The following is a 22,176-nucleotide window of genomic DNA, read 5'->3' as shown; positions in this document are numbered from 1 at the left end:
CGCCTCCCCGAAAGAGGAGATTCCCATGCGTCTCAGACGCGGTCTCGCCGCGCTTGCGGCCGCCGTCCTGGTCCTCCCCCTGGCTCCGGGAGTGGCCCGGGCCGAACCGGCACCCCCCTTCCGTGACCCGTCGTTGCCGCTGGCCAAGCGCCTGGACGACCTTCTCGGCCGGCTCACCCTCGACGAGAAGATCTCGCTGCTGCACCAATATCAGCCCGCCATTCCGCGGCTCGGGATCGACGTGTTCAAATCCGGCACCGAGGCTCTGCACGGTGTCGCCTGGTCCAACGACTACTACGACAACTCGGCGAAGATCGACGCGACGGCCACGGTCTTCCCGCAGGCGGTCGGCCTGGCGAGCACGTGGGATCCGGCGCTGATCGAGCGGGTCGGGTCGGCGGTCGGTGACGAGCTGCGCGGCTTCCACGCGCAGAACCCGGCGACGTGGGGCCTCAACGCCTGGGCGCCGGTGGTCAACCTGCTGCGTGACCCGCGCTGGGGCCGCAACGAGGAGGGCTACTCCGAGGACCCGCTGCTGTCCGGCGCGATCGCCACCGCGTACGGCGACGGCCTGCAGGGCGACGACCCGGATCATCTCAAGGTCGCGCCGACGCTCAAGCACTACGCCGCCTACAACAACGAGACGCTGCGCGACCGGACCTCGTCGAACGTGCCGCAGCGGGTGCTCAACGAGTACGACCGCAAGCCGTTCGAGATCGCGCTGCGCAACGATGCCGCGACCGGGGTGATGGCCTCCTACAACCTGATCAACGGGCGGCCCGCGACCGTCGACCCGGACCTCGGCGCCCTGCTGCCCGGCTGGAGCGGCCGCCGGCTGTTCAACGTCAGCGACGCGTGGGCGCCGGCCAACCTGACCGGCTCGCAGGCCTACTACGCCACCCAGGCCGAGGCGAACGCCGCCACCTTGAGGGCGGGGCTGGACAGCTTCACGGTCGACGACACCGACGCGGTGCCGACGGTGACCGCGATCAAGGACGCGCTCGCGCGGGGCCTGATCACCGAGGCCGACGTGGACGAGTCGGCCGGCAACGCGTTGAGCATCCGGTTCCGGCTCGGTGAGTTCGATCCGGACGGTGGCCCGTACGCCGGGATCTCGCCCTCGGTGATCGACAGCCCGGCGCATCGCGCGCTGGCCCGCGAGACCGCCGCCGAGGCCGCGGTCCTGCTCAAGAACGACGGCATCCTTCCGCTGCGGGCGGGCGGATCGGTCGCGGTCGTCGGTCCTGCCGCGGACAAGCTCTACAGCGACTGGTACGGCGGACAGCTCCCGTACCGGGTCAGCATCCTCGACGGGATCACCGAGCGCGCGTCCACCGTGGCCACCGGGACCGGCGCCGACCGGATCGCCCTGAAGGACGTCGCCACCGGCCGTTACGTGACCGCCGGAACCGGCAGCGTCGGCCTGACCGCGACGAGCCCGACGACGGCCGCCCAGTTCGACACGGTCGACTGGGGCGACGGCGTCTCCACCCTGCGCAGTGTCGCCAACGGCAAGCTGGTCGGTTACGGCTGGGGTCCGTTCGTCACCCGGGCTCAGGACCCGGCCGGCTGGTTCGTGCAGGAGCAGTTCCGGATCGAGGACCAGGGCGACGGTACGGTCGTCCTGCACTACGCCGGCTACGAGACCCAGGAGTCCTGGTTCCCGGACACCGACTACGTGACGGTGGGCGCCGACGGCAACCTGACGCTCGGCGGTCTCTCCGCGGCCACCAGGTTCACCAGGGAGGTCCTGGTGGACGGCGTGGCACAGGCGGCCGCGCAGGCGAAGAGGGCGCAGACCGCGGTGGTCGTCGTCGGCACCGACCCGTTCGTCGCCGGCCGCGAGGTCCACGACCGTGCCGGGCTCGGTCTCGGCGCCCGCCAGGAGGCCCTGATCAAGGCGGTCCGGGCGGCCAACCCGCGGACCGTCGTGGTGCTGCAGAGCAGCTATCCGCAGGCGATCACCTGGGCGCAGCGGCACGTGCCCGGGATTCTCTGGACCACCCATGCCGGCGCCGAGACCGGGCACGCCGTGGCCGACGTGCTCTACGGCGACGTCAACCCGTCCGGCCGGCTCACCCAGACCTGGCCGCGGTCGGTCGGCCAGTTGCCGGACGACCTGCTGCAGTACGACATCGTCAAGACGAAGCAGACCTACCTGTACGGCGACGCGACCCCGCTCTACGCCTTCGGCCACGGGCTGTCCTACACCACGTTCCGGTACGGCGTGCCCCGCGTCGCCGACGGGAAGGTGACGCTGACGGTGACCAACACCGGCAAGCGCGCCGGTGACGAGGTGGTGCAGCTCTACACCCACCAGCGGACCTCCCGCGACGCCACGGCGATCAAGCAGTTGCGCGCCTTCCGGAAGATCCAGCTGGACGCCGGCCGGTCGAGCACCGTCACCTTCGATCTGAAGACCTCCGACCTGGCCCGCTGGGACCAGACCCGGCAGCGCTGGATCGTCGAGACCTCGGTCTACGACGTCCTGCTCGGCTCGTCGTCCGGCGACATCCGGCAGCGGACCGCGTGGGCGGTGAAGGGTGAGCCGATTCCGGCCCGGGACCTGGCGAGACCGACCCGGGCGGAGACGTTCGACGACTACTCGGGCGTCCGGCTGCTCGACGAGACCAAGGCGTCCGGCACCGTGGTCGGCGGCGTCACGGCGGGGGACTGGCTGGCGTTCGAGGAGGTCAGGCTGCGCGGCGGCGCCACCTTCACGGCGCGTGCCTCCGGCAGCGGAACCGTCCAGGTCCGCCTCGGCTCACCGTCCGGTCGCCTGCTCGGCACCGCCACGGTGGGTACCGCAGGCGTCTACGACTACGCGACGGTGACCGCCGCCCTGGCCCGCTTCTCCGGCCGCCGGACGGTCTACCTGCTACCGGGCCCGGGCGTACGCCTGGTCACGTTCTCGATCACGTGACGCCCGTGTGCCGGCCCGCGCTGCGCCGGAGCGTCGCGGGCCGGCACACCGATCGGGTGGGAGGAGCGCTGATCAGTAGGATCGGCGGAAGGAGAGGCTGTGGCGACTTGGGGAGGCGCAATGCCGACGATCAACGATGTCGCCAAGGCGGCGGGGGTCTCGCCCAGCACGGTGTCGTATGTGTTGAGCGGCCGTCGCCCGATCTCGGCGGAGACCCGCGCCCGGGTGCAGGCGGCGATCGCCGAGCTCGGCTTCCACCCGCACGCCGGCGCCCGTGCCCTGGCGAGCAGCAAGACGAATGTGATCGCCCTGGTCGCGCCGCTGCGCGTGGACGTCAACGTGCCGGTCATCATGCAGTTCGCGACCGCTGTGGTGACCGCCGCCCGGTCGTACAACCATGACGTCCTGCTGCTGACCAAGGACGAGGGGACGGCCGGCCTGGAGCGGGTCGCGCACAGCACCATGGTCGACGCGTTGATACTGATGGACCTGGAGCGCGACGATCTCCGTATTCCGGCGCTGCGCCGGCTCAAGCAGCCGTCGGTGCTGATCGGCCTGCCGCAGGACCACACCGGGATCGCCTGTGTCGACCTCGACTTCGGCGCCGCCGCCCGGGAGGCGCTCGCCCACCTGGCCGGGCACGGACACCGCAGGATCGGCCTGGTCGGCCCGTCCCCGGCGGTTTACAAGCGCCAGACGACGTATGCCGACCGGTTCCTCACCGGTTTTCTGGAGGCGTCGGCGGAGCTTTCGCTGCGCACGGTGACGCACCCGTGCGAGCCGGGCGCCGAGGGCGTGCGGTCCTGCCTGGCCGACCTCGACGCCGAACTCGACGGGCTGACCGCCCTGGTGGTGCACAATGAGGAGGCGCTGCGGCCGCTGCTCGACCTGCTGCACGCCACCGGGCGCCGGGTGCCCGACGACATCTCGATCGTCGCGGTCTGCCCGCGTGACGTGGCGACGGCGATGCCGATCCAGCTGACCTCGATCGACATCCCGGCGCACGACGTCGGCACCCTGGCCGTGGAGACCGCGATGCGGCTGCTCGACGGGCGTCGCGTCGAGTACACACGGCTGCTGGCGCCGAGCCTGGTCGAGCGGGACTCCTGCCGCGAAATCTCCACGTCACACCGTTGACATGAAGTGGGCTCGTTCCATAGCGTCTCGACAAGGCCGATCGTCGAAGCGCTTCGACGACGAGGACTTCCCGCTCTCATTCCTCCGGGAGGAACGGTTATGCTCCGATCACGATCCGGTCTCGCGGCCGGTGCTCTTTTGCTGGCAGCGACCCTCGGTCTCACCGCCTGTGGCAGTGACGACTCCTCGACCGAGGGCGCCGACGCCAAGTCCCTGACCCTGTGGCACTACGAGGGCCCGAACAGCGCCATGGGCATCGCCTGGAACAAGGCGATCGAGCTGTTCAAGGCGAGCCACCCCGGCGTCGAGGTGAAGTTCGAGGAGAAGGGCTTCGAGCAGATCCAGCAGAACGCCCAGATGATCCTCAACTCCGACAGCGCCCCGGACATCCTCGAATACAACAAGGGCAACGCGACCGCCGGCCTGCTCTCCAAGCAGGGGCTGCTCACCGACCTGTCGGACGAGTTCACCAAGCGCGGCTGGGACAAGAAGCTGAGCTCCAGCCTGCAGACGACGGCGAAATACGACGAAGACGGCATCATGGGCAACGGCAAGGTCTTCGGCGTGCCCAACTACGGCGAGTTCGTCACCGTCTACTACAACAAGAAGATGTTCGACCAGTACAAGCTGGCCGTGCCGACCTCGTTCGACGAGTTCACCAAGGTGATGGACACCTTCGTGCAGAACAAGGTGACCCCGCTGGCCGTCGGCGGCGCCGAATACCCGGCCCAGCAGATCTTCTACGAGCTGGCCCTGTCGAAGTCGGACCGCGCGTTCGTCAACGACTACCAGCTCTACACGAACAAGGTCGACTTCAAGGGGCCGCAGTTCACCTACGGCGCGCAGACGTTCGCCGACTGGGTGAGCAAGGGTTACATCGGCAAGGACTCGGCCGGCATCAAGGCCGAGGACATGGGCGTCTCCTTCACCCAGGGCAAGTTCCCGATCCTGATCTCCGGTTCCTGGTGGTACGGCCGGTTCGCCTCGGAGATCAAGGACTTCGAGTGGGGCACCTTCCTCTTCCCGGGCAACACCCTGCACCCGGGCTCCAGCGGCAACCTGTGGGTCGTCCCGGAGAAGAGCAAGGCCAAGTCGCTGGCGTACGACTTCATCGACATCACCATGTCACCCGAGGTGCAGGCGCTGCTCGGCAACAGCGGCGGCGTCCCGGTGGCGGCCGACGCCTCGGCGATCACCGACCCGAAGAACAAGGAGCTGGTCGAGACCTTCAACAAGATCTCGACCTCGGACGGCCTGGCCTTCTACCCCGACTGGCCGGCGCCCGGTTACTACGACGTCCTCGTGGCCGGCACCCAGGGCCTGATCAACGGTTCGAAGACGCCGGACGCCTTCCTCGACGAGATCGCGAAGCCGTACGACCAGAATCGATCCGACCTCGGCAAGTGAGCTTGCGTCAGCCGCGATGCGGGCGGTGACCAGCCGCCCGCATCGCGAAGGGAAGGGGCCCCGGCATGGCCGGACGTTCGTCGCGCGAACGCGGTTACGCGCTGTATCTGATTCCCGGTGTGCTCGCGTCGATCGCGGTGATCGTGGTGCCGCTGGTGATGACCGTGTACGTCAGCTTCACCAAGTGGACCGGCGTCGGCGACCCGCGCTGGGTCGGTCTCGAGAACTACACCCGGCTGTTCGGCGACACCCTGTTCTGGCAGTCGTTCGGCAACATCGGGCTGCTCGTCTTCGCGATGGCGATCATCCCGACCCTGCTCGGCCTGGTGCTGGCGGCGGTGCTCTTCGACTACGTGGGCAAGAAGTTCGGCGACCGGTGGGCCGGGCTGTTCCGCTCCGGCTACTACCTGCCGCAGGTCATCCCGGTCGCGGTCACCGGCATCATCTGGAGCTGGATCCTGCATCCCAGCTACGGCGCCCTCAACCGGATCCTCGAAGCGGTCGGGCTGGGCGGGCTGACCAGGAACTGGCTCGGTGACCCCGACTACGCGCTGTACAGCGTGATGCTGGTGATGATCTGGTTCCAGATCGGCTACCCGGTCGTCATGTTCATGTCCGGGCTGTCCCGGATCGACCCTTCGCTCTACGAGGCGGCCGACCTCGACGGCGCGACCTGGTGGCAGCGGTTCCGCAAGATCACCGTCCACATGATCCGGCCCGAGTTCTACGTCGTGCTGATCACCACCACGATCGCCGCGCTGAAGATCTTCGGCCAGGTCTTCGTGCTCACCAAGGGCGGCCCGAGCAACGCCACCCTCGTCCCGTCGTACTTCGCCTACAAGAACTTCTTCGAGAAGGCCCAGGTCGGGTACGGGTCGGCGATCTCCACGGTGCTGACCGTGCTGATCGTGGCCCTCGCCTTCCTGTTCCTCCGTCTCCAGCACCGCTCGGAGGAGCTCCGGTGACCGACCTCGCTGTGAAACACCGCAACCCGGTCCGCTGGTTCGTCCTGGCCGCGCTCGTCGTCCTGCTCCTGCTGCTGGTCGGGCCGCTGCTGGTGATCGCCGTCAACGCGGTAAAGAGCCCCGCCGACTACGCCGCCAACGGACCGCTGTCGATCCCCGGCAGCCTCTACTGGGACGGCATCGTCGACTTCTGGAACCGGGTGAACTTCGGCCAGAAACTCTGGAACAGCTTCGTCACCGCCCTGGTCGTGGCCGTCCTCGGCGTGGTGCTGTCGATCCTCAACGCGTACGCCCTCGGCATCGGCCGGGTCAAGGGCCGGGTCTGGTTCCTGGTGTTCTTCCTGGTCGCGAACCTGCTCCCGCAGGAGGTGCTGGTCTACCCGCTGTACTACATCTCCAAGGAGGCGGGGCTCTACGACAGCCTGTTCGCGATCATCATCATCTTCACGGTCATCCAGAGCGCGTTCGGCACGTACCTGCTGACCTCGGTCTACACCGAGTTCCCCCGGGAGTTGCTGGACGCGGCCTCCGTCGACGGCGCCGGAAAATGGCGGACCCTGTGGCGGGTCGTCGTGCCGGTCAGCGGCCCCACCCTCGCGGTGCTGTTCACGTTCTTCTTCATCTGGACCTGGAACGAGTTCTTCCTGCCCCTGGTCTTCCTCGTCTCCAACGACAACCAGACCGTTCCGGTCGCCCTCGGCGTCCTGCAGGGCGACCGGATGATGGACGCCACCACGACCAGCGCCTCCGCCCTGATCGGCATCCTCCCCGCGATCCTCTTCTTCCTGATCTTCCAGCGGACCCTCACGCGCGGCATCGCCGCCGGCGCCATCAAGTAAAGGACTTTTGATGAAGTTCACCGACGGCTATTGGCGAAAGCGCGCAGGCGTCACCGTGCTGCACCCTGCCCACCTGCAGGACACGGCGACCGGCCCGGACTCGCTGACCGCCTGGGCCGCCACCCGCCCGATCACGCACCGCGGTGACACGCTCAACTCCGCCCTGATCACCGTCGAGTGCACGGCCCCCGCCCCCGACGTCATCCGGGTCACCGTCTCGCACTTCCAGGGAGAGCGCTCCAAATCGCCGAATTTCGCGATTTCCGGCGAACCCGGTGACGTCTCGGTCGGCCCCCGCTCGATCACCTCCGGCTCGCTGACCGCACGCTTCTCCGACGGCGACAACTGGGCCCTCGACTTCCTCGACGCCGACGGGCGCCGCCTCACCGGCAGCGGCTGGAAGGGCATGGGCATCGTCAGCAGCCCCGACGGCGACTACATCCACGAGCAGCTCGACCTCGGCGTCGGGCACGTCGTCTACGGCCTGGGCGAGCGGTTCGGGCCGCTGATCAAGAACGGCCAGACGGTCGACGTCTGGCAGGAGGACGGCGGCACCAGCTCCGAGCAGGCGTACAAGAACGTCCCCTTCTACATCACCAACGGCGGGTACGGCGTCCTCGTCGACCACCCCGGCAAGGTGTCCTTCGAGGTCGCCTCCGAGATGGTCACCCGCACCCAGTTCAGCGTCGCCGGGCAGCAACTGTCCTACCTGGTCATCCACGGGCCCACCCCGGCCGACATCATCCGCAAGTACACCGCGCTCACCGGCCGGCCCGCGCTCCCGCCGGCCTGGTCGTTCGGGCTCTGGCTGACCACGTCGTTCACCACCGACTACGACGAGGAGACGGTCAACAAGTTCGTCGGCGGGATGGCCGACCGGGACCTGCCGCTGTCGGTGTTCCACTTCGACTGCTTCTGGATGCGCGAGTTCAACTGGTGCGACTTCGAGTGGGACCCGCGCGTCTTCCCCGACCCGCCGGGCATGCTCAAGCGCCTCGCCGACCGCGGGCTCAGGACGTGCCTGTGGATCAACCCGTACATCGCCCAGCGGTCCCCGCTGTTCGCCGAGGGTCGCGACAACGGTTACCTGGTACTCCGGCCGAACGGTGACGTCTTCCAGTGGGACCTGTGGCAGGCCGGGATGGCGCTCGTCGACTTCACCAACCCGTCCGCTCGGGAATGGTATGCGGGGAAACTCCGGGCCCTGGTCGAGATGGGTGTCGACGCGTTCAAGTCGGACTTCGGCGAACGCGTGCCCACCGACGTGGTGTGGCACGACGGCTCCGACCCGGAACGCATGCACAACTACTACACGCAGCTCTACAACGAGGTCGTCTTCGAGGTGCTGCGCGAGGCGAAGGGCGAGGGCGAGGCGGTGCTGTTCGCCCGCTCGGCGACCGTCGGCGGCCAGCAGTTCCCGGTGCACTGGGGCGGCGACAACTCCAGCACCTACGAGTCGATGGCGGAGAGCCTGCGCGGCGGCCTGTCCCTGATGTCGTCCGGGTTCGGCTTCTGGAGCCACGACATCGGCGGTTTCGAGGGCATGCCCGACCCGGCCGTGTTCAAGCGGTGGGTGGCGTTCGGCCTGCTGTCGTCGCACAGCCGCCTGCACGGCAGCAGCTCCTACCGGGTGCCGTGGCTGTTCGACGAGGAGGCCGTCGACGTGCTGCGGTCCTTCACCCATCTCAAGTACCGCCTCATGCCGTACATCTACGGCGCCGCTCGCGAGGCCCACCTGACCGGCCTGCCGGTGATGCGCCCGATGCCGGTCGCGTTCCCGCACGACCCGGCCGCCACCTACCTGGACCGGCAGTACATGCTCGGCCCCGACCTGCTGGTCGCCCCGGTCTTCACGGCCGGCGGCGAGGTCTCCTACTACGTCCCCGAGGGTCGCTGGACGCGCTACCTGCCGGCCGCCGGAACCGCCGCGACGATCGAGGGCCCGCGCTGGGTCACCGAGACCCACGGCTTCGCCACGGCCCCGCTGCTGGTCCGGCCGGGAACCGTCCTCCCGGTCGGATCCCGCCACGACCGCCCCGACTACGACTACCGGGACGGTGTGACCCTGCACCTGTTCGAGCCGGCCGAGGGCCGTACCGCGGTCGTCGTCCCCGGCCCGACCGGCGCCGACACGGTCTTCACGGTGTCCCGCTCCGGCACGGACATCGTCGTCGGCCGGATGGGCGACGCCCTGCCCTGGCGAGTCCGGATCGGCTCCGACGTGACCGAACTGGCCGCCGACCAGGACAGCTGCACCCTCACCCTGGGTTAGCAGCCCCCGGACGCCCGGCCCGCCCACCGGCGGCGCCGGGCGTCTCCGGTGTCCTCGCCTGGTCCCCGGCACAGCCGACCAGAGCGCCGATCACGGCCACCGCGCCGACCGCCCAGACTCGCCCCGCTCGCATCGGCGCCCGTCCCCTGTGGAGTGTCATCGGTATCACGGTACGGCCCGGCGGCCGGTCGCATCGACCCGCTCACGTGGGGCAGCGCCATGACTCCATCAGGGAGCGCCGCCCGGCGGGGCGTCGAACCGGCGGGCGATGTCGCGGTAGGCGGCGGCCGCCTGCGCGGCGTCCAGGCCGCTGAACGGCGAGGCCGGCCCGGCGCCCAGCTCGGCGATCTGCTCGGCGAACCGGCGGTGCCGCTCGGCGGCGTGCTTGCGGCAGGGCAGGCAGGTGACGGCGTCCGGCTCGGCGGAGGTCATGGCGAACGGCACCCGCATCCCACAGGCGCTGGTCACCTCGGCGGGCAACTGGCCGACCAGGCCGAACACCGACGCCAGGAGGTTGCGCTCGGCGGCGCGGGAGTGCAGTTTCCCGGCCTCGACGTGAATGTGCGGGTCGTCCATCGGTTACCGGTCCTCACGCTGGTTGGACATCGGGCCGACCATGCGGGCCGTGGGCGGCCCCCGCCGACAGGGACAGGTTCAGGTGCCATTCTGCCGGGGTGACCCGGGGACCCGCGAGATCCTGGTAGAAGTGTCCCTGGGGAGTTCGCCCCGGCAGCGCCGGTCCGGGTGGCGCCGGGCGTCGTGCCACTTCACGTGACCGTCATTTTCCGGTCGACGCGTCGGAACGTTCAGTGCGGGTAACGTCCCGTCCGGAGGGGCCGAAAGACCCATCCCGGCCGTTTACGTCGTCGATAAGTTGATCGTGACCAGTCAGGAACTCGAAAGACAATGTCGAGAGGAATGACCGTGACCGCCGTTTCGGACAACCGGGCCGCCACGCTCGACCAGCAGGAACTCGTGCGGAAGCTCGCCGCTCCGGACGATGCCGAGGTCGCCAGCCTCGACGCCTGGTGGCGGGCCAACAACTACCTCACCGTCGGGCAGATCTATCTCCAGGGCAACCCGCTGCTGCGCGAGAAGCTCACCTCCGACCACATCAAGCCGCGCCTGCTCGGCCACTGGGGCACCAGCCCGGGCCTGTCGTTCGTCTATGCCCACGTGTCGCGGCTGATCAAGCAGACCGGGCAGCAGGCGATCTACCTGGCCGGCCCGGGTCACGGCGGGCCGGCCCTGGTCGCCGCCGGCTACCTGGAGGGCACCTACTCCGAGGTGTATCCGAAGGTCGGCCTGGACGAGGGCGGCCTGCTGCGGCTCTTCCGCCAGTTCTCCAGCCCCGGCGGCATCCCCAGCCACGTCAGCGTGACCACGCCCGGCAGCATCCACGAGGGCGGCGAGCTCGGCTACGTGCTGGTGCACGCCTTCGGCGCGGTGATGGACAACCCGGACCTGCTGGCCATCGCGGTGGTCGGTGACGGTGAGGCCGAGACCGGCCCGCTGGAGGGCTCCTGGAAGGGCATCTCCTTCATCAACCCGGAGCACGACGGCGCGGTCCTGCCGATCCTGCACCTCAACGGCGCGAAGATCGCCGGCCCGACGGTGCTGGCCCGCAAGGACCCGGCCGAGGTGCGCAAGCTGCTCGAGGGCCACGGCTACGACGTCATCGAGATCGAGGGCGCGGACCTGCCGGGCATGCACCACCGGTTCGCCGCGGTGCTCGCCGAGGCGTGGGACAAGATCAGGACCATTCAGAGCGAGGCCCGCGGCGGTACGTGGGACGGCAGCCGCCCGCGCTGGCCCCTGATCGTCATGCGCACGCCGAAGGGCTGGACCGGCCCGGAGAAGATCGACGGCATCACCGTGACCGGCACCTGGCGCTCGCACCAGGTGCCGCTCTCCGGTGTCAAGGGCAACGACGAGCACCTGGCCGAGCTGGAGAAGTGGCTGCGGTCGTACAAGCCGGAGGAGCTGTTCGACGCGTCCGGCGCGCCGGTGCAGATCATCCGCGACCTGGCCCCGCCCGGAGACCTGCGGATGAGCGCCACCCCGCACGCCAACGGCGGCCTGCTCACCAAGGACCTGGACCTGCCCGACTTCCGCGACTACGCGGTCGACGTGAAGCGGCCGGCCGAGGGGCGCGCCGAGTCGACCCGCAAGCTGGGCGAGATGATGCGCGACATCTACACGCGCAACCCGGACAGCTTCCGGCTCTTCTGCCCCGACGAGACGAACAGCAACCGGCTCGGCGCCGTCTTCGAGGTCTCCGACCGGGCGTTCATGGAGGGCACCACCGGCGACGACGTGAAGCTGAGCAACTCCGGCCGGGTGATGGAGGTGCTCTCCGAGCACAACTGCCACGGCTGGCTGGAGGGCTACAACCTCACCGGGCGGCACGGCATGTTCGCCACCTACGAGGCGTTCGCCATGGTCAGCGCGTCGCAGACGGTCCAGCACGGCAAGTGGCTGCAGGAGGCGTCGCACCTGCCGTGGCGGGCCAAGGTGCCGAGCCTGAACATCCTGCTCACCTCGACCGCGTGGCGCAACGACCACAACGGCTTCTCGCACCAGGGGCCCGGCCTGATCCAGGTGGTGCTCAACCAGCGCGGCAACGTGGCCCGGGTCTACCTGCCGCCGGACGCGAACACGCTGCTCTCGGTGGCCGACCACTGCTTCCGCTCCCGGTCGTACGTCAACCTGATCGTCATCGACAAGCAGCCGCAGCTGCAGTGGCTCGACATGGAGCAGGCGATCGAGCACTGCCGTAAGGGCGCCGGCATCTGGGAGTGGGCCGGCACCGACGACGGCGACCGCGACCCGGACATCGTGCTGGCCTGCGCCGGCGACGTGGTGACCATGGAGACCGTGGCGGCCGCGCAGATCCTGATGAAGAAGCTGCCGCAGCTCAAGGTCCGGGTGGTCAACGTGGTCAACCTGATGACCCTGCCGCGGCCGAAGGACCACCCGCACGGCATGAGCGAGACGATGTTCCGGGAGCTGTTCACCGACCACGTCGACGTCGTCTTCAGCTTCCACGGCTACCCGGGCGCCATCCACCAGCTGGTGCACGGCCGGCCGGACGCCGACCGGTTCCGGGTGCGCGGCTTCATCGAGCAGGGCACCACGACCACCCCGTTCGACATGACGGTGCGCAACAAGGCGTCCCGTTACCACCTGGTGATCGACGCGATCAACAACGCCAGGCGGCTGCCGGCCGGCGCCAGCGAGGTGAAGGCGTGGTGCGAGGCGCAGCTGGAGAAGCACGAGAAGTACGTCGTCGAGCACCTCGAGGACATGCCGGAGGTCCGGGACTGGTCGCTGGAGGACTGGGCGGAGAGCTGAGCCGCCGGTGGGAAATCCCACTGCCGGGTGCACGTAGATGAGCGATACCGCGCGCGAATTCACACATTCGCGCGCGGTTTGCCTATTGGAGTTCGCGAATCAGACAGCAAGCGGTCATCAATTCTTGCGAAAGTGCGCCCGAGACCTGTCTCACCCTTTTATTCATCGGCCCGGGCAGCGAAAGTGTGGGGAGGAACTACCCGTCGCTCGACGATGAGGAAGGGGACCCCCGTATGACCGCCACCCTGAACCCCTGGCCGACGACCCGGCAGGGATCCACCGACCACCCGGTGCAGACGCTGCAGTACCTGTTGCTCGCCCATGGTCACACGGTCACCGTTGACGGCGTTTTCGGCTCCGAGACCGGCGATGCGGTACGCGCCGTCCAGCGGGCCAAGAGCCTTCCCGACGACGGGGTGGTCGACGCCGCCACGTGGCGGGCGCTGCTGGTGCCGGTCCGGCCGGGGATGCGCGGCAGCGCGGTGCGCGGCCTGCAGGAGGAGTTCGCCCTCGACGGCGCCGACGGGATCTACGGCCCCCGGACCGAGGCGGCCATCCGTGACCTGCAGCGCACCATCCGGGCCGGTGGCGGGGCGATCGAGGTGGACGGCGTCGTCGGGCCGCAGACATGGCAGGCGCTGGTGAGCGGCCTGCGTGAGGCGGCCCCGCTCTCCCGGGCCGCCTGAGGACGCGCTAGACCCCGCGGCTGACGGTCGCGGGGTCGAAGCCGAACGGCAGCTCCAGGCGGTGACCCGCCATCAGGGCGCGATCGGCCAGCAGGCCGGCGGTGGGGGCGTCGGCGACGATGCGGCCGGCGTCCAGGATCACCGAGCGGGGGCAGAGCTCCAGCGCGTACGGCAGATCGTGCGTCACCATCAGCACGGTCACCGGCAGAGACCTGATGATCTCGGCCAGCTCGCGCCGGCTGGCCGGGTCCAGGTTCGACGACGGCTCGTCGAGCACCAGCAACGACGGCCGCATGGCCAGCACCGTGGCCACGGCCACCCGGCGCCGCTGGCCGAACGACAGGTGCTGCGGGACCTGGTCGCGGTGCTCCAGCATGCCCACGGCCGCCAGTGCCTCGGTCACGCGATCGTCGAGGTCGGGGCCGCGTACCCCCAGATTGGCCGGGCCGAAGGCGACGTCCTCCGCGACCGTCGGCATGAACAGCTGGTCGTCGGGGTCCTGGAAGACGATGCCGACCCGGCGGCGGATCTCGGTGATCGCCCGGCGATCGCCGGGGGTGACCGGCAGGCCGGCGATCTCCACCCGGCCCTCGCCGCCGTGCAGGATGCCGTTGAGGTGCAGCACCAGGGTGGTCTTGCCGGCGCCGTTCGGGCCGAGCAGCGCGACCCGCTCGCCCTCGGCGATGGTGAGGTCGATGCCGTGCAGCGCCTGCCGCCCGTCGGGGTAGGCGAAGGTGAGGCCGGTGATGCTGAGCGCCGCGGTCATCCGACCATGCTAGGACGGTGACGGTCCCCGGCCCGGCGCAGGCCCGCGCCCGCGCTCGTGCTCGCGCTCGTGCCCGTGCTCGCGCTCGTGCCCGTGCCCGTGCCCGTGCTCGTCCCCGTGCCCGTGCTCATGCCAGGACCGCCGCTGCCACCGCGATCCCGGCGGCTGCCACCGGCAGCGCCGAGGACAGCGCCCACTCGCGGGCCGGGGCCGTGGCCTCGACGGGCGACGGCATCCGCCCGGCGTAACCGCGCGACAGCATCGCCAGGTAGACCCGCTCGCCCCGCTCGTACGAGCGCAGGAACAGCGCGCCCACCCCGACCGCGAACGCCTTCACCTGCCAGAGGAACCGCGGGTCGTAGCCGCGCGACAGCCGGGCGATCCGCATCCGGCGGGCGTCGTCGATCAGCACGTCGACGTAGCGCAGCATGAACGTCATGATCTGGGTGATCACGGTCGGGCAGCGCAGCCGGTCCAGCCCGAGGATCAGGTCACGCATGGTGGTGGTCGCGGCGAGCAGCAGCGACGCCAGGACGCCGAGGGTGCCCTTGGCGAAGATGTTCCACGCGCCGTGGAGGCCGTCGACCGACAGCGACATCCCGAGCCAGTCGACCCGCTCACCGTGGCCGAGGACCGGCAGCACCACCGCCAGCAGCACGAACGGCAGCTCGATGGTGGATCGTTTGAGCAGCCAGCCGGCCGGAACCCGGGCCAGGAGGGCGACCAGCGCGATCAGCACGGCGTAACCGGCGAACGCGGCGAACTCCTCCCGCGGCGTGACCACCACGACGATCGTGAAGAGCAGCGTCGCCACGATCTTCACCTCGGGGGCGAGCCGGTGAACGCGGCTGTCCCGGTCGAGGTGGAGCGGGTGGGCGTGGCCCGCCCCCATTCAGGCGACCTTCTCGTCGGCCGGCGAGCCGCTCGGCGAGTCGCTGGGCGAGCCGGCGGGCGAGTCGCTGGGTGAACCGGCGGGCGAGTCGCTGGGCGAACCGGCGGACGGCTGACCCGGGGTGCGGCGGCGGATCAGCCAGAACAGGCCGCCGCCGATCGCGAAGGTCAGCAGCACCCCGGCCACCCCGGACAGTCCGGTGGAGAGTGTCTCGTTGTCGATGCCCTTGATGCCGTAGTCGGCGAGTGGGCTGTCCCCGAGCTGGTGCTCCTGCTCCTGCTGGGCCATGCACGTGCCGCCGGTGATATCGCCGTCGGCGTCGAAGGTGCAGCCCTCGCGGGCGGCGTAGTCGAGGCCGTCCGGGCTGCCGGAGGCGAAGCGGGACACCACCCCGGCCAGCAGCAGCGCCACGAACAGGCCGGCGATCAGGAACTTCTTCATGCCTGGGCTCCGATCGGCTGCTTGCGGAAGGCGCGCAGGGCGTACACCAGGTCGGGCCGGACCTTCGCGACGGTGACCACTGTGGTGGCGGCGATCAGGCCCTCGCCGACGCCGATCAGCGTGTGCACGCCGGCCATCGTGGCGGCGATCCCGCCGAGCGACAGCTGGGTGGTGCCGCCCAGCGCGTACTCGGCGACGAAACCGAGGGAGGCAACCACCACGCCGATGACGGAGGCGATCAGGGCCGTCGCGCCGAGCGAGGCGATCGTCCGGGGGAGGACCCTCAGGAGCAGAGCGACCAGGAGGTACGCCGCAGCCGTACCGATCAGCGCCATGTTGGTGATGTTGAGCCCGATCGCGGTGAGCCCGCCGTCGGCGAAGACCAGCGCCTGCACCAGCAGCACGGTGGCCACGCAGAGAGCGCCGACCCACGGGCCGACCAGGATGACCGCCAGCGTGCCGCCGAGCAGGTGGCCGGAGACGCCCGGCAGCACCTGGAAGTTGAGCATCTGCACGGCGAAGATGAACGCCGCGACCAGGCCCGCCATCGGGGCGAGCCGGTCGTCGAGGTCGACTCTGGCGCGGCGGACACAGACCGCCAGGCCGGCCACCGCCACCACTATGAAGATCGCCGAGACGGGACCGTTGATGATCCCGTTGGCGATGTGCATCGCCCGCACGTCGTCCATGGCGCCAGCATATTCATGGCCAGTGGTTGTTGCATATAGTTGGCAACTGGGTCAGTGATGATCTTCACCCGACCAGGACGTCGGCCACATCCCTCCGCGGCGACGGGTGACCCGGCTGGCCGTACCCGATCCGGAACGCTATCTGCGGGAACCCGGACCGTCCCAGCGACCGTCGTAGCTGGTCGCGGGCCGTCGGCACCTCGATCGGCTGGGAGATCAGCGAGCTGGACAGGCCCGCGTCGGTGGCGGTCAGCAGCACGTGCTGCAGCGCCTGCCCGGCCATCAGCTGGTCGAGCTTGCGATCGCCGGCCGTGCCGAGGATGCCGACCAGCGGCTCCGGCTCGTAGTCCCGGCCCGGCGCCCGGCGCCGCCCGCCGAAGTTGCGCTGCGGGATCAGGTCCTGCGCCTCGGCCACCGCCGCGGCCGCCGCCACCGGGATGCCGCCGCTGTCCGACTCGGTGTCGGTCCACGTGATCATCTCGGCCTGGTAGCGCTGGTCCCGCCGCAGCACCCGGTCGGCGCTGTGCGCGATCTCCGAGAACCCGGTCAGCGCCGTCATCCCGACCAGCAGGTCCAGCCAGGCGCCCTCGACCCGGGCCGCCTCGATCAGCCGCACCCGCACGTCGGCCGGCACCGGGTCCGGCCAGAACGGGTGCCGGTTGCTGTACCGGCGCTCGATCGCGGTGTACAGATCGCGCTCGGTGTAGGTCGGCGGCCGGTGCGGGGCCGCCGTGAGCCGGGCGACGACGTCCGGCTCGTCGGTGTCCGGCAGCAGCCGCACCTCGGCCGGGGTGCCGGCCCAGGCGAGCGCCAGCCTGGCGTTGAACGTGGCCGCGCCCAGCGCCAGCCGCAGCGCCCAGCCGCCGTGGTCGGCGATGGTCAGCTGCCGTCCCGGATCCGCGAGCACCTCGATGGCGCCGTCCCGCAGACGGAACGCCCACGGCTGGCTGTTGTACATGGACGGGGCCTGAAGCCCGGCCGCAGCGGCGCGCCGCAGGTCGGACGAGTCGTAGCGGGTCATACCTCCACGGTGCCCTCTGCCGAGCCCGGCGATAAGGGCCGAAGGTCCCGGTCAGCCGCCGATCGGGACGCGCCACGTGACGAGCGTGCCGCCGCCGTCCGGCCGGGGCCCGATCTCGAACTCGCCGCCCAGATCCTGCGCCCGCTCACCCATGTTGACCACGCCGCCGCGGGCCAGGCTCGGGTCGACGCCCACCCCGTCGTCCTCGACCTGCAGGATCACCTGCCGGTCGGCGACCCGCACCGAGACCCGCACGCTGCGGGCCTGCGCGTGCCGGGCGACATTGGACAGCGCCTCGCGCAGCACGGCGATCAGCTCCGGCACGATGTCGTCCGGCACGGCGCTCTCCACCGGCCCGGACGTCTCCAGCAGCGGCCGGAACCCGAGCGTGTCCAGCGCGGCGTCACAGGTGTCGCGCAACTCGGTCCGCAACGTCGCGCCCACCGGCGCCCGCAGCTCGAAGATCGACCGGCGGATGTCCTTGATCGTCGAGTCCAGGTCGTCGACGGCCGTGTTGATCCGCTGCACCACCTCGGGCCGCACGCCCGGGGCCATCGCGCCCTGCAACTGCATGCCGGTCGCGAACAGCCGCTGGATCACCACGTCGTGCAGGTCACGGGCGATCCGCTCGCGGTCCTCCAGGACGGCCAGCAACTCCCGCTCCTCCTGCGCGCGGGCCCGCTCCAGCGCCAGCGCCGCCTGCCCGGCGAACGTCGACAGCAGCGCCGCGTCGTCGGGGCTGGCCGGGCCGCTCACGATCAGCACACCCTGCGGGCTGCTCTGCAACGGCGCGACCAGGGCCGGGCCGTCGGGCAGCGGGCCGGGCCACTCGGCGGCGTCGCGCAGGTTCTCCACCAGCCGGTACGAGTCGTCGAACGCCGGCAGCACCTGACCGGTCAGACCCGAGTCGCCGCCCTCCACCACCTCGATCCGGTAGCGGTCGCCGTCCGGCTCGAAGAGCAGCACCAGCACCAGCTCCGCGTCGGCCACCTCACGGGCCCGCCGGGCGATCAGCCGCAGCGCCTCGGTACGCCGTACGGTGCCGAGCAGCACGCTGGTGATCTCGGCCGCCGCGGACAGCCACCGCTGGCGGCGCTGGGCCAGCTCATACAGCCGGGCGTTGTCGATCGCCACACCGGCCGCGGCGGCCAGCGCCACCACCAGCTCCTCGTCGTCGTCGGTGAACTGCTCGGCGGAGCGTTTCTCGGCCAGATACAGGTTGCCGAATATCTGCTCCCTGGTCCGCACCGGCACCCCGAGGAAGCTGTGCATCGGCGGGTGGTGCGGCGGGAAGCCGAACGAGTTCGGATGCTTCGTGATGTCCGGCAGGCGCACCGGTTTCGGCTCGGTGATCAGCAGGCCCAGCACCCCCCGGCCGTGCGGCAGGTCGCCGATCTTCGCGTGCGCCGCCGGGTCGATGCCGTGCGTCACGAAGTCGGACAGGCTGTTGCGGTCGGGCGCGAGCACGCCCAGCGCGCCGTACCGCGCGTCGGCCAGCGCGCACGCCGCCTCGACGATCCGCTGCAACGTGCTGTTGAGGTCGAGGTCGGTGCCGATGCCGACGACCGCGTCGAGCAGGGACCGCAATCGCTCCCGGCTGGTGACGATGTCGCCCACCCGGTTCTGCATCTCCTGGAGCAACTCGTCGAGGCGGACCCGGGACAGCGGGGACAGTCCGAGCGACGGTGTAGATCCTTCGGCCACGACTAGAAGGCTATCGGCCACCCCGTCGCCGCGGCGCGGGACCTTAGGCCCTTGGTGACCGGGCCTCCGGGCGGTAGGAAGGAGACATGATCCGAGTCTTTCTCCTCGACGACCACGAGGTCGTCCGCCGCGGCCTCGTCGACCTGCTCCAGGCGGGCGGCGACATCGAGGTCGTCGGCGAGTCCGGGTCCGCCCAGGAGGCGGCCCGGCGCATTCCCGCCCTGCGCCCCGACGTCGCGGTTCTCGACGCCCGGCTGCCGGACGGCAACGGCATCGACGTCTGCCGTGACGTCCGGGCCGTCGACTCGTCGATCAAGGGCCTGATCCTCACCTCGTACGAGGACGACGAGGCGCTCTTCGCCGCGATCATGGCCGGCGCCTCCGGTTACGTGCTCAAGCAGATCCGCGGCACCGACCTGGTCGACGCGGTCCGCCGGGTCGCCTCCGGCCAGTCGCTGCTCGACCCGGCCGTCACCCAGCGTGTCCTGGAGCGCATCCGCAACGGCGTCGAGCAGCCGCGCGAGCTGGCCTCGCTCACCGACCAGGAGCGCCGCATCCTCGAGTTCGTCGCCGAGGGCCTCACCAACCGCGAGATCGCGGGCCGGATGTTCCTCGCCGAGAAGACCGTGAAGAACTACGTCTCCAGCCTCCTGGCGAAACTCGGGCTGGAGCGGCGTACCCAGGCTGCCGTCCTGGCCACCAAACTCCTCGGTGACCACCCCTCGCACCACTGACAACCATCCGCGTCACGGCCCGGGCTCTCCGCCCGGGCCGTTTTCCGTCCGCGGCGTCTTCGGTGGGGGGCCATTGACACGCAACATGTTTGTCACAAAACTATCGGCCCATGAGGATCGTGATCGGGGGCGCCGGATGAGCGGCCTCGATGCCGCCCGGCTCGCGTCGGTCATCTCCCCGCTGCGGCGCACCCTGCTCGCGGCGGCCCGCGACGCCGAAGACCTCCCGGAGATCCCGGACGCCCAGATCGAGATCATCCGCGCGCTGCCCCGCGACACCGCGAGCTCGCCCGGAGAACTCGCCGGACGGCTCGGCCTGAGCCGCCCCACGGTCAGCAACCTGCTCACCGCCATGGAGGCCGACGGGCTGGTGGAACGCCGGCCGCGCCCCGGCGACCGCCGTCACGTCGAGGTCCACGTCACCGCGAAGGCCCTCGACCTGTTCACCCGCTTCGACCGGGCCGGCGGCGATCTCGTCGCCGCCGCGGCCGGCACCCTCACCGACGACGACCGGGCCGTCCTCGCCGCGGCCCTGCCGGTCCTGGAACGCCTGCGCGACGCGCTGGCCGCGCCACGCCGTACCCGCTGAACCTCCCGCGCGGCGCCCCGGCCGCGCCGAACCGCAAGGAGCCACCATGCGCACGCTCCGCAACCGGCTGTCCCGCTGGGCGCAGTCCAGGACCCTCCGCGGGCTGACCCCCGGCCCGCACGACTTCGAGATCCGCAAGAACCTCCGGGTCCCCATGGACGACGGCGTGGAGCTGCTCGCCGACCTGATCCTGCCCACCGGCGACCCCGATCCGCGCCTGCCGACGATCGTCATCCGCGGGCCGTACGGCCGCAGCGGTCCCGTCGCCGGCGAGGCGAAAGCCCTGGCCCGGGAGGGTTTCCCGGTGCTGTTCCAGAGCTGCCGCGGCACGTGGGGCTCGGGCGGCGTCTTCACCCCGCAGGTCGACGAGCAGCGCGACGGCATCGCCACCCACCGGTGGGTCCGCGCCCAGCCGTGGTGCACCGGCCGGGTCGCGACGTTCGGGCCCAGTTACCTGGGCTACACCCAGTGGGCGGTGGCCGGCAGACTCCAGCGCGACGACCCGGACCTCGCCCCCGACGCGCTGTGCCTGCTCGTCACGATGCCCGACTTCGGGGCCATCACCTGGGACAACGGGGCGTTCGCGCTGCGCAACGCGCTCGGCTGGAGCCAGATGATGAGCCGGATGATCCACCGCGAGATGCTCCCGTTGCTGCTCGGCATGCTCCGCCCGGACCGCAGGCTGCTCCGCGGGTTCGCCACCCTGCCGCTGTCCGCCGGCGACGTCGCCGCGACCGGCCGCCGCATCCACTGGTACCGCGACTGGGTCGCCCACGAACGGCTCACCGACGACTACTGGACCGGCCAGTCACACACCGCCTCGGTCACCGACGTCACCGCGCCGATCTACATGATCACCGGCTGGCACGACATCTTCCTGCCCTGGCAGCTGCGCAACCACGCCCGGCTCACCGCCGCCGGCCGCCCGCCCCGGCTCACCATCGGCCCGTGGGGGCACTCGGCCCGCGAGCTCGGCGCCACCGCGGTCGGCGAGGCCACCGCGTTCCTCAAAGAGCATTTCCTGGGTACGCCGAGCGCCCGGCCCGCCCCGGTCCGCGCCTTCCGCACCGGCGCCGGGCAATGGCACGACCTGCCGTCCTGGCCGCCGCCCGCCGTCACCGGCCGGACCTGGCACCTGCACGAGGGCGGCCGCCTGCACACCGGCGTCCCCGACGGGGGAGTGACCGGTTACGTCTACGACCCCGCCGACCCCACCCCGGCGGTCGGCGGCCCGAGCCTGGAGCCGAAGCAGGGCCCGGTCGACAACACCGCTCACGAGAGCCGCCCCGACGTGGCCGTGTTCCGCGGCGACGTGCTGACCGAGGCGGTGACGATCGCCGGCGCCCCGATCGCCCGGATCCGGTTCCGGTCGTCGCGGCCCAGCGCCGACGTGTTCGTCCGCATCTGCGACGTGCACCCGGACGGGCGGTCGATGAGCGTGTGCGACGCGATCCGCCGCGTCGAGGTCTCCGGCGGCGACTTCCAGGAGGTCGAGATCGAGCTGTGGCCGGCGTTCCACACGTTCGCGGCCGGTCACCGGATCAGCGTGCAGGTCAGCTCGGGCGCCCACCCGCGGTACGCCCGCAACCCCGGCTCCGGCGAACCGGCCGGGAGCGCGGCCACGCTGCACCGCGCCGAGCAGGAGATCTCCCACGACCCGGCCCGCCCGTCGCACCTCGAACTGCCGGTGTGGGCGCCGTGACCGCGCCCACGGCGCCCGCGGTGTCCGGCGTCGAGGTGCTGCCCGGCCCGCTGGA

The 22,176-nt window shown here is 70.7% G+C and carries 18 protein-coding genes; 11 read left to right on the top strand and 7 right to left on the bottom strand.

The window, feature by feature from the left end; all coding sequences use genetic code 11:
* The first annotated feature begins 25 nt into the window (after nt 1–25).
* The 6 genes from BM290_RS20955 (at nt 26) to yicI (ending at nt 9,543) form a co-directional block, all read left to right on the top strand.
* On the top strand, nt 26–2,923 hold the full coding sequence (locus tag BM290_RS20955) for a glycoside hydrolase family 3 protein (RefSeq protein ID WP_093616561.1): 2,898 nt from the start codon (nt 26–28) through the stop codon (nt 2,921–2,923).
* 120 nt (nt 2,924–3,043) lie between these two features.
* Nucleotides 3,044–4,060 (top strand): LacI family DNA-binding transcriptional regulator, encoded by a 1,017-nt coding sequence (locus BM290_RS20950; protein WP_093616559.1) that lies wholly within the window; start codon nt 3,044–3,046, stop codon nt 4,058–4,060.
* A 99-nt stretch (nt 4,061–4,159) separates the two neighbouring features.
* Entirely contained in the window at nt 4,160–5,467 is a 1,308-nt protein-coding gene (locus BM290_RS20945; RefSeq protein WP_093616557.1) for an extracellular solute-binding protein, read from the top strand.
* Nucleotides 5,468–5,532: 65 nt separating this feature from the next.
* The gene (locus tag BM290_RS20940) at nt 5,533–6,432 is read left to right on the top strand and encodes a carbohydrate ABC transporter permease (protein WP_093616555.1); all 900 of its coding nucleotides are present in this window, start codon (nt 5,533–5,535) and stop codon (nt 6,430–6,432) included.
* Nucleotides 6,429–7,271: a carbohydrate ABC transporter permease gene (locus BM290_RS20935; RefSeq protein ID WP_093616553.1), complete on the top strand. Its 843-nt coding sequence runs from the start codon at nt 6,429–6,431 to the stop codon at nt 7,269–7,271. Before BM290_RS20940 ends, BM290_RS20935 begins: the two co-directional genes overlap by 4 nt.
* Nucleotides 7,272–7,281: 10 nt before the next feature.
* Nucleotides 7,282–9,543 (top strand): alpha-xylosidase, encoded by a 2,262-nt coding sequence (yicI, locus tag BM290_RS20930; RefSeq protein WP_093616551.1) that lies wholly within the window; start codon nt 7,282–7,284, stop codon nt 9,541–9,543.
* Nucleotides 9,544–9,771: 228 nt separating this feature from the next.
* Here yicI and BM290_RS20925 read toward each other — a convergent pair whose 3' ends face one another.
* Complete coding sequence (locus BM290_RS20925; protein WP_093616549.1) at nt 9,772–10,119, bottom strand: hypothetical protein; 348 nt, start codon at nt 10,117–10,119, stop codon at nt 9,772–9,774.
* 342 nt (nt 10,120–10,461) lie between these two features.
* Between BM290_RS20925 and BM290_RS20920 the strand changes: the two genes are divergently transcribed.
* Nucleotides 10,462–12,897 carry a phosphoketolase family protein gene (locus BM290_RS20920; protein ID WP_093616547.1) on the top strand — a complete coding sequence of 812 codons (2,436 nt, stop codon included), beginning with the start codon at nt 10,462–10,464 and terminating at the stop codon, nt 12,895–12,897.
* A gap of 233 nt (nt 12,898–13,130) precedes the next feature.
* The gene (locus BM290_RS20915; protein WP_093616545.1) at nt 13,131–13,583 is read left to right on the top strand and encodes a peptidoglycan-binding domain-containing protein; all 453 of its coding nucleotides are present in this window, start codon (nt 13,131–13,133) and stop codon (nt 13,581–13,583) included.
* A gap of 7 nt (nt 13,584–13,590) precedes the next feature.
* Here the strand turns inward: BM290_RS20915 and BM290_RS20910 are convergent, their stop codons facing one another.
* From BM290_RS20910 to BM290_RS20885, 6 genes are all read right to left on the bottom strand, one after another.
* Nucleotides 13,591–14,349: an energy-coupling factor ABC transporter ATP-binding protein gene (locus BM290_RS20910; protein WP_093616543.1), complete on the bottom strand. Its 759-nt coding sequence runs from the start codon at nt 14,347–14,349 to the stop codon at nt 13,591–13,593.
* Between the two features lie 127 nt (nt 14,350–14,476).
* Entirely contained in the window at nt 14,477–15,241 is a 765-nt protein-coding gene (gene cbiQ / locus BM290_RS20905) for a cobalt ECF transporter T component CbiQ (protein ID WP_093616541.1), read from the bottom strand.
* Nucleotides 15,242–15,682 (bottom strand): PDGLE domain-containing protein, encoded by a 441-nt coding sequence (locus BM290_RS20900; RefSeq protein WP_093616539.1) that lies wholly within the window; start codon nt 15,680–15,682, stop codon nt 15,242–15,244.
* Nucleotides 15,679–16,371: an energy-coupling factor ABC transporter permease gene (locus tag BM290_RS20895; RefSeq protein ID WP_177319815.1), complete on the bottom strand. Its 693-nt coding sequence runs from the start codon at nt 16,369–16,371 to the stop codon at nt 15,679–15,681. The genes BM290_RS20900 and BM290_RS20895 overlap by 4 nt, the downstream gene beginning before the upstream one ends.
* Nucleotides 16,372–16,435: 64 nt before the next feature.
* Entirely contained in the window at nt 16,436–17,392 is a 957-nt protein-coding gene (locus BM290_RS20890) for an Acg family FMN-binding oxidoreductase (RefSeq protein ID WP_093616537.1), read from the bottom strand.
* Between the two features lie 51 nt (nt 17,393–17,443).
* Nucleotides 17,444–19,021, bottom strand: coding sequence for a GAF domain-containing sensor histidine kinase (locus tag BM290_RS20885; protein WP_239143626.1), 1,578 nt, complete (start codon nt 19,019–19,021; stop codon nt 17,444–17,446).
* 161 nt (nt 19,022–19,182) lie between these two features.
* Here BM290_RS20885 and BM290_RS20880 point away from each other — a divergent pair, with 161 nt between their 5' ends.
* From BM290_RS20880 to BM290_RS20870, 3 genes are all read left to right on the top strand, one after another.
* A complete protein-coding gene (locus BM290_RS20880; protein ID WP_093616533.1) occupies nt 19,183–19,830 on the top strand; it encodes a response regulator in 648 nt (215 codons plus the stop codon).
* 136 nt (nt 19,831–19,966) lie between these two features.
* On the top strand, nt 19,967–20,419 hold the full coding sequence (locus BM290_RS20875) for a MarR family winged helix-turn-helix transcriptional regulator (protein WP_177319814.1): 453 nt from the start codon (nt 19,967–19,969) through the stop codon (nt 20,417–20,419).
* A gap of 46 nt (nt 20,420–20,465) precedes the next feature.
* A complete protein-coding gene (locus BM290_RS20870) occupies nt 20,466–22,121 on the top strand; it encodes a CocE/NonD family hydrolase (protein WP_093616529.1) in 1,656 nt (551 codons plus the stop codon).
* Nucleotides 22,122–22,176 lie beyond the last annotated feature (55 nt).

It is taken from the genome of Actinoplanes philippinensis (genome assembly GCF_900113015.1).
Taxonomy (GTDB): Bacteria; Actinomycetota; Actinomycetes; order Mycobacteriales; family Micromonosporaceae; genus Actinoplanes; species Actinoplanes philippinensis.
This window is presented reverse-complemented; position numbering and strand designations above follow the sequence as displayed.

Excerpts from the sequence above, each read along its gene's own strand:
- BM290_RS20875 (WP_177319814.1), top strand. The coding sequence starts at position 19,967 with ATGAGCGGCCTCGATGCCGCCCGGCTCGCGTCGGTCATCTCCCCGCTG.
- BM290_RS20910 (WP_093616543.1), bottom strand. The coding sequence starts at position 14,349 with ATGACCGCGGCGCTCAGCATCACCGGCCTCACCTTCGCCTACCCCGAC.
- BM290_RS20945 (WP_093616557.1), top strand. The coding sequence starts at position 4,160 with ATGCTCCGATCACGATCCGGTCTCGCGGCCGGTGCTCTTTTGCTGGCA.
- cbiQ (WP_093616541.1), bottom strand. The coding sequence starts at position 15,241 with ATGGGGGCGGGCCACGCCCACCCGCTCCACCTCGACCGGGACAGCCGC.
- BM290_RS20885 (WP_239143626.1), bottom strand. The coding sequence starts at position 19,021 with ATGCAGAACCGGGTGGGCGACATCGTCACCAGCCGGGAGCGATTGCGG.
- BM290_RS20915 (WP_093616545.1), top strand. The coding sequence starts at position 13,131 with ATGACCGCCACCCTGAACCCCTGGCCGACGACCCGGCAGGGATCCACC.
- yicI (WP_093616551.1), top strand. The coding sequence starts at position 7,282 with ATGAAGTTCACCGACGGCTATTGGCGAAAGCGCGCAGGCGTCACCGTG.
- BM290_RS20880 (WP_093616533.1), top strand. The coding sequence starts at position 19,183 with ATGATCCGAGTCTTTCTCCTCGACGACCACGAGGTCGTCCGCCGCGGC.
- BM290_RS20920 (WP_093616547.1), top strand. The coding sequence starts at position 10,462 with ATGACCGTGACCGCCGTTTCGGACAACCGGGCCGCCACGCTCGACCAG.
- BM290_RS20900 (WP_093616539.1), bottom strand. The coding sequence starts at position 15,682 with ATGAAGAAGTTCCTGATCGCCGGCCTGTTCGTGGCGCTGCTGCTGGCC.
- BM290_RS20895 (WP_177319815.1), bottom strand. The coding sequence starts at position 16,371 with ATGGACGACGTGCGGGCGATGCACATCGCCAACGGGATCATCAACGGT.
- BM290_RS20955 (WP_093616561.1), top strand. The coding sequence starts at position 26 with ATGCGTCTCAGACGCGGTCTCGCCGCGCTTGCGGCCGCCGTCCTGGTC.
- BM290_RS20950 (WP_093616559.1), top strand. The coding sequence starts at position 3,044 with ATGCCGACGATCAACGATGTCGCCAAGGCGGCGGGGGTCTCGCCCAGC.
- BM290_RS20940 (WP_093616555.1), top strand. The coding sequence starts at position 5,533 with ATGGCCGGACGTTCGTCGCGCGAACGCGGTTACGCGCTGTATCTGATT.
- BM290_RS20870 (WP_093616529.1), top strand. The coding sequence starts at position 20,466 with ATGCGCACGCTCCGCAACCGGCTGTCCCGCTGGGCGCAGTCCAGGACC.
- BM290_RS20925 (WP_093616549.1), bottom strand. The coding sequence starts at position 10,119 with ATGGACGACCCGCACATTCACGTCGAGGCCGGGAAACTGCACTCCCGC.
- BM290_RS20890 (WP_093616537.1), bottom strand. The coding sequence starts at position 17,392 with ATGACCCGCTACGACTCGTCCGACCTGCGGCGCGCCGCTGCGGCCGGG.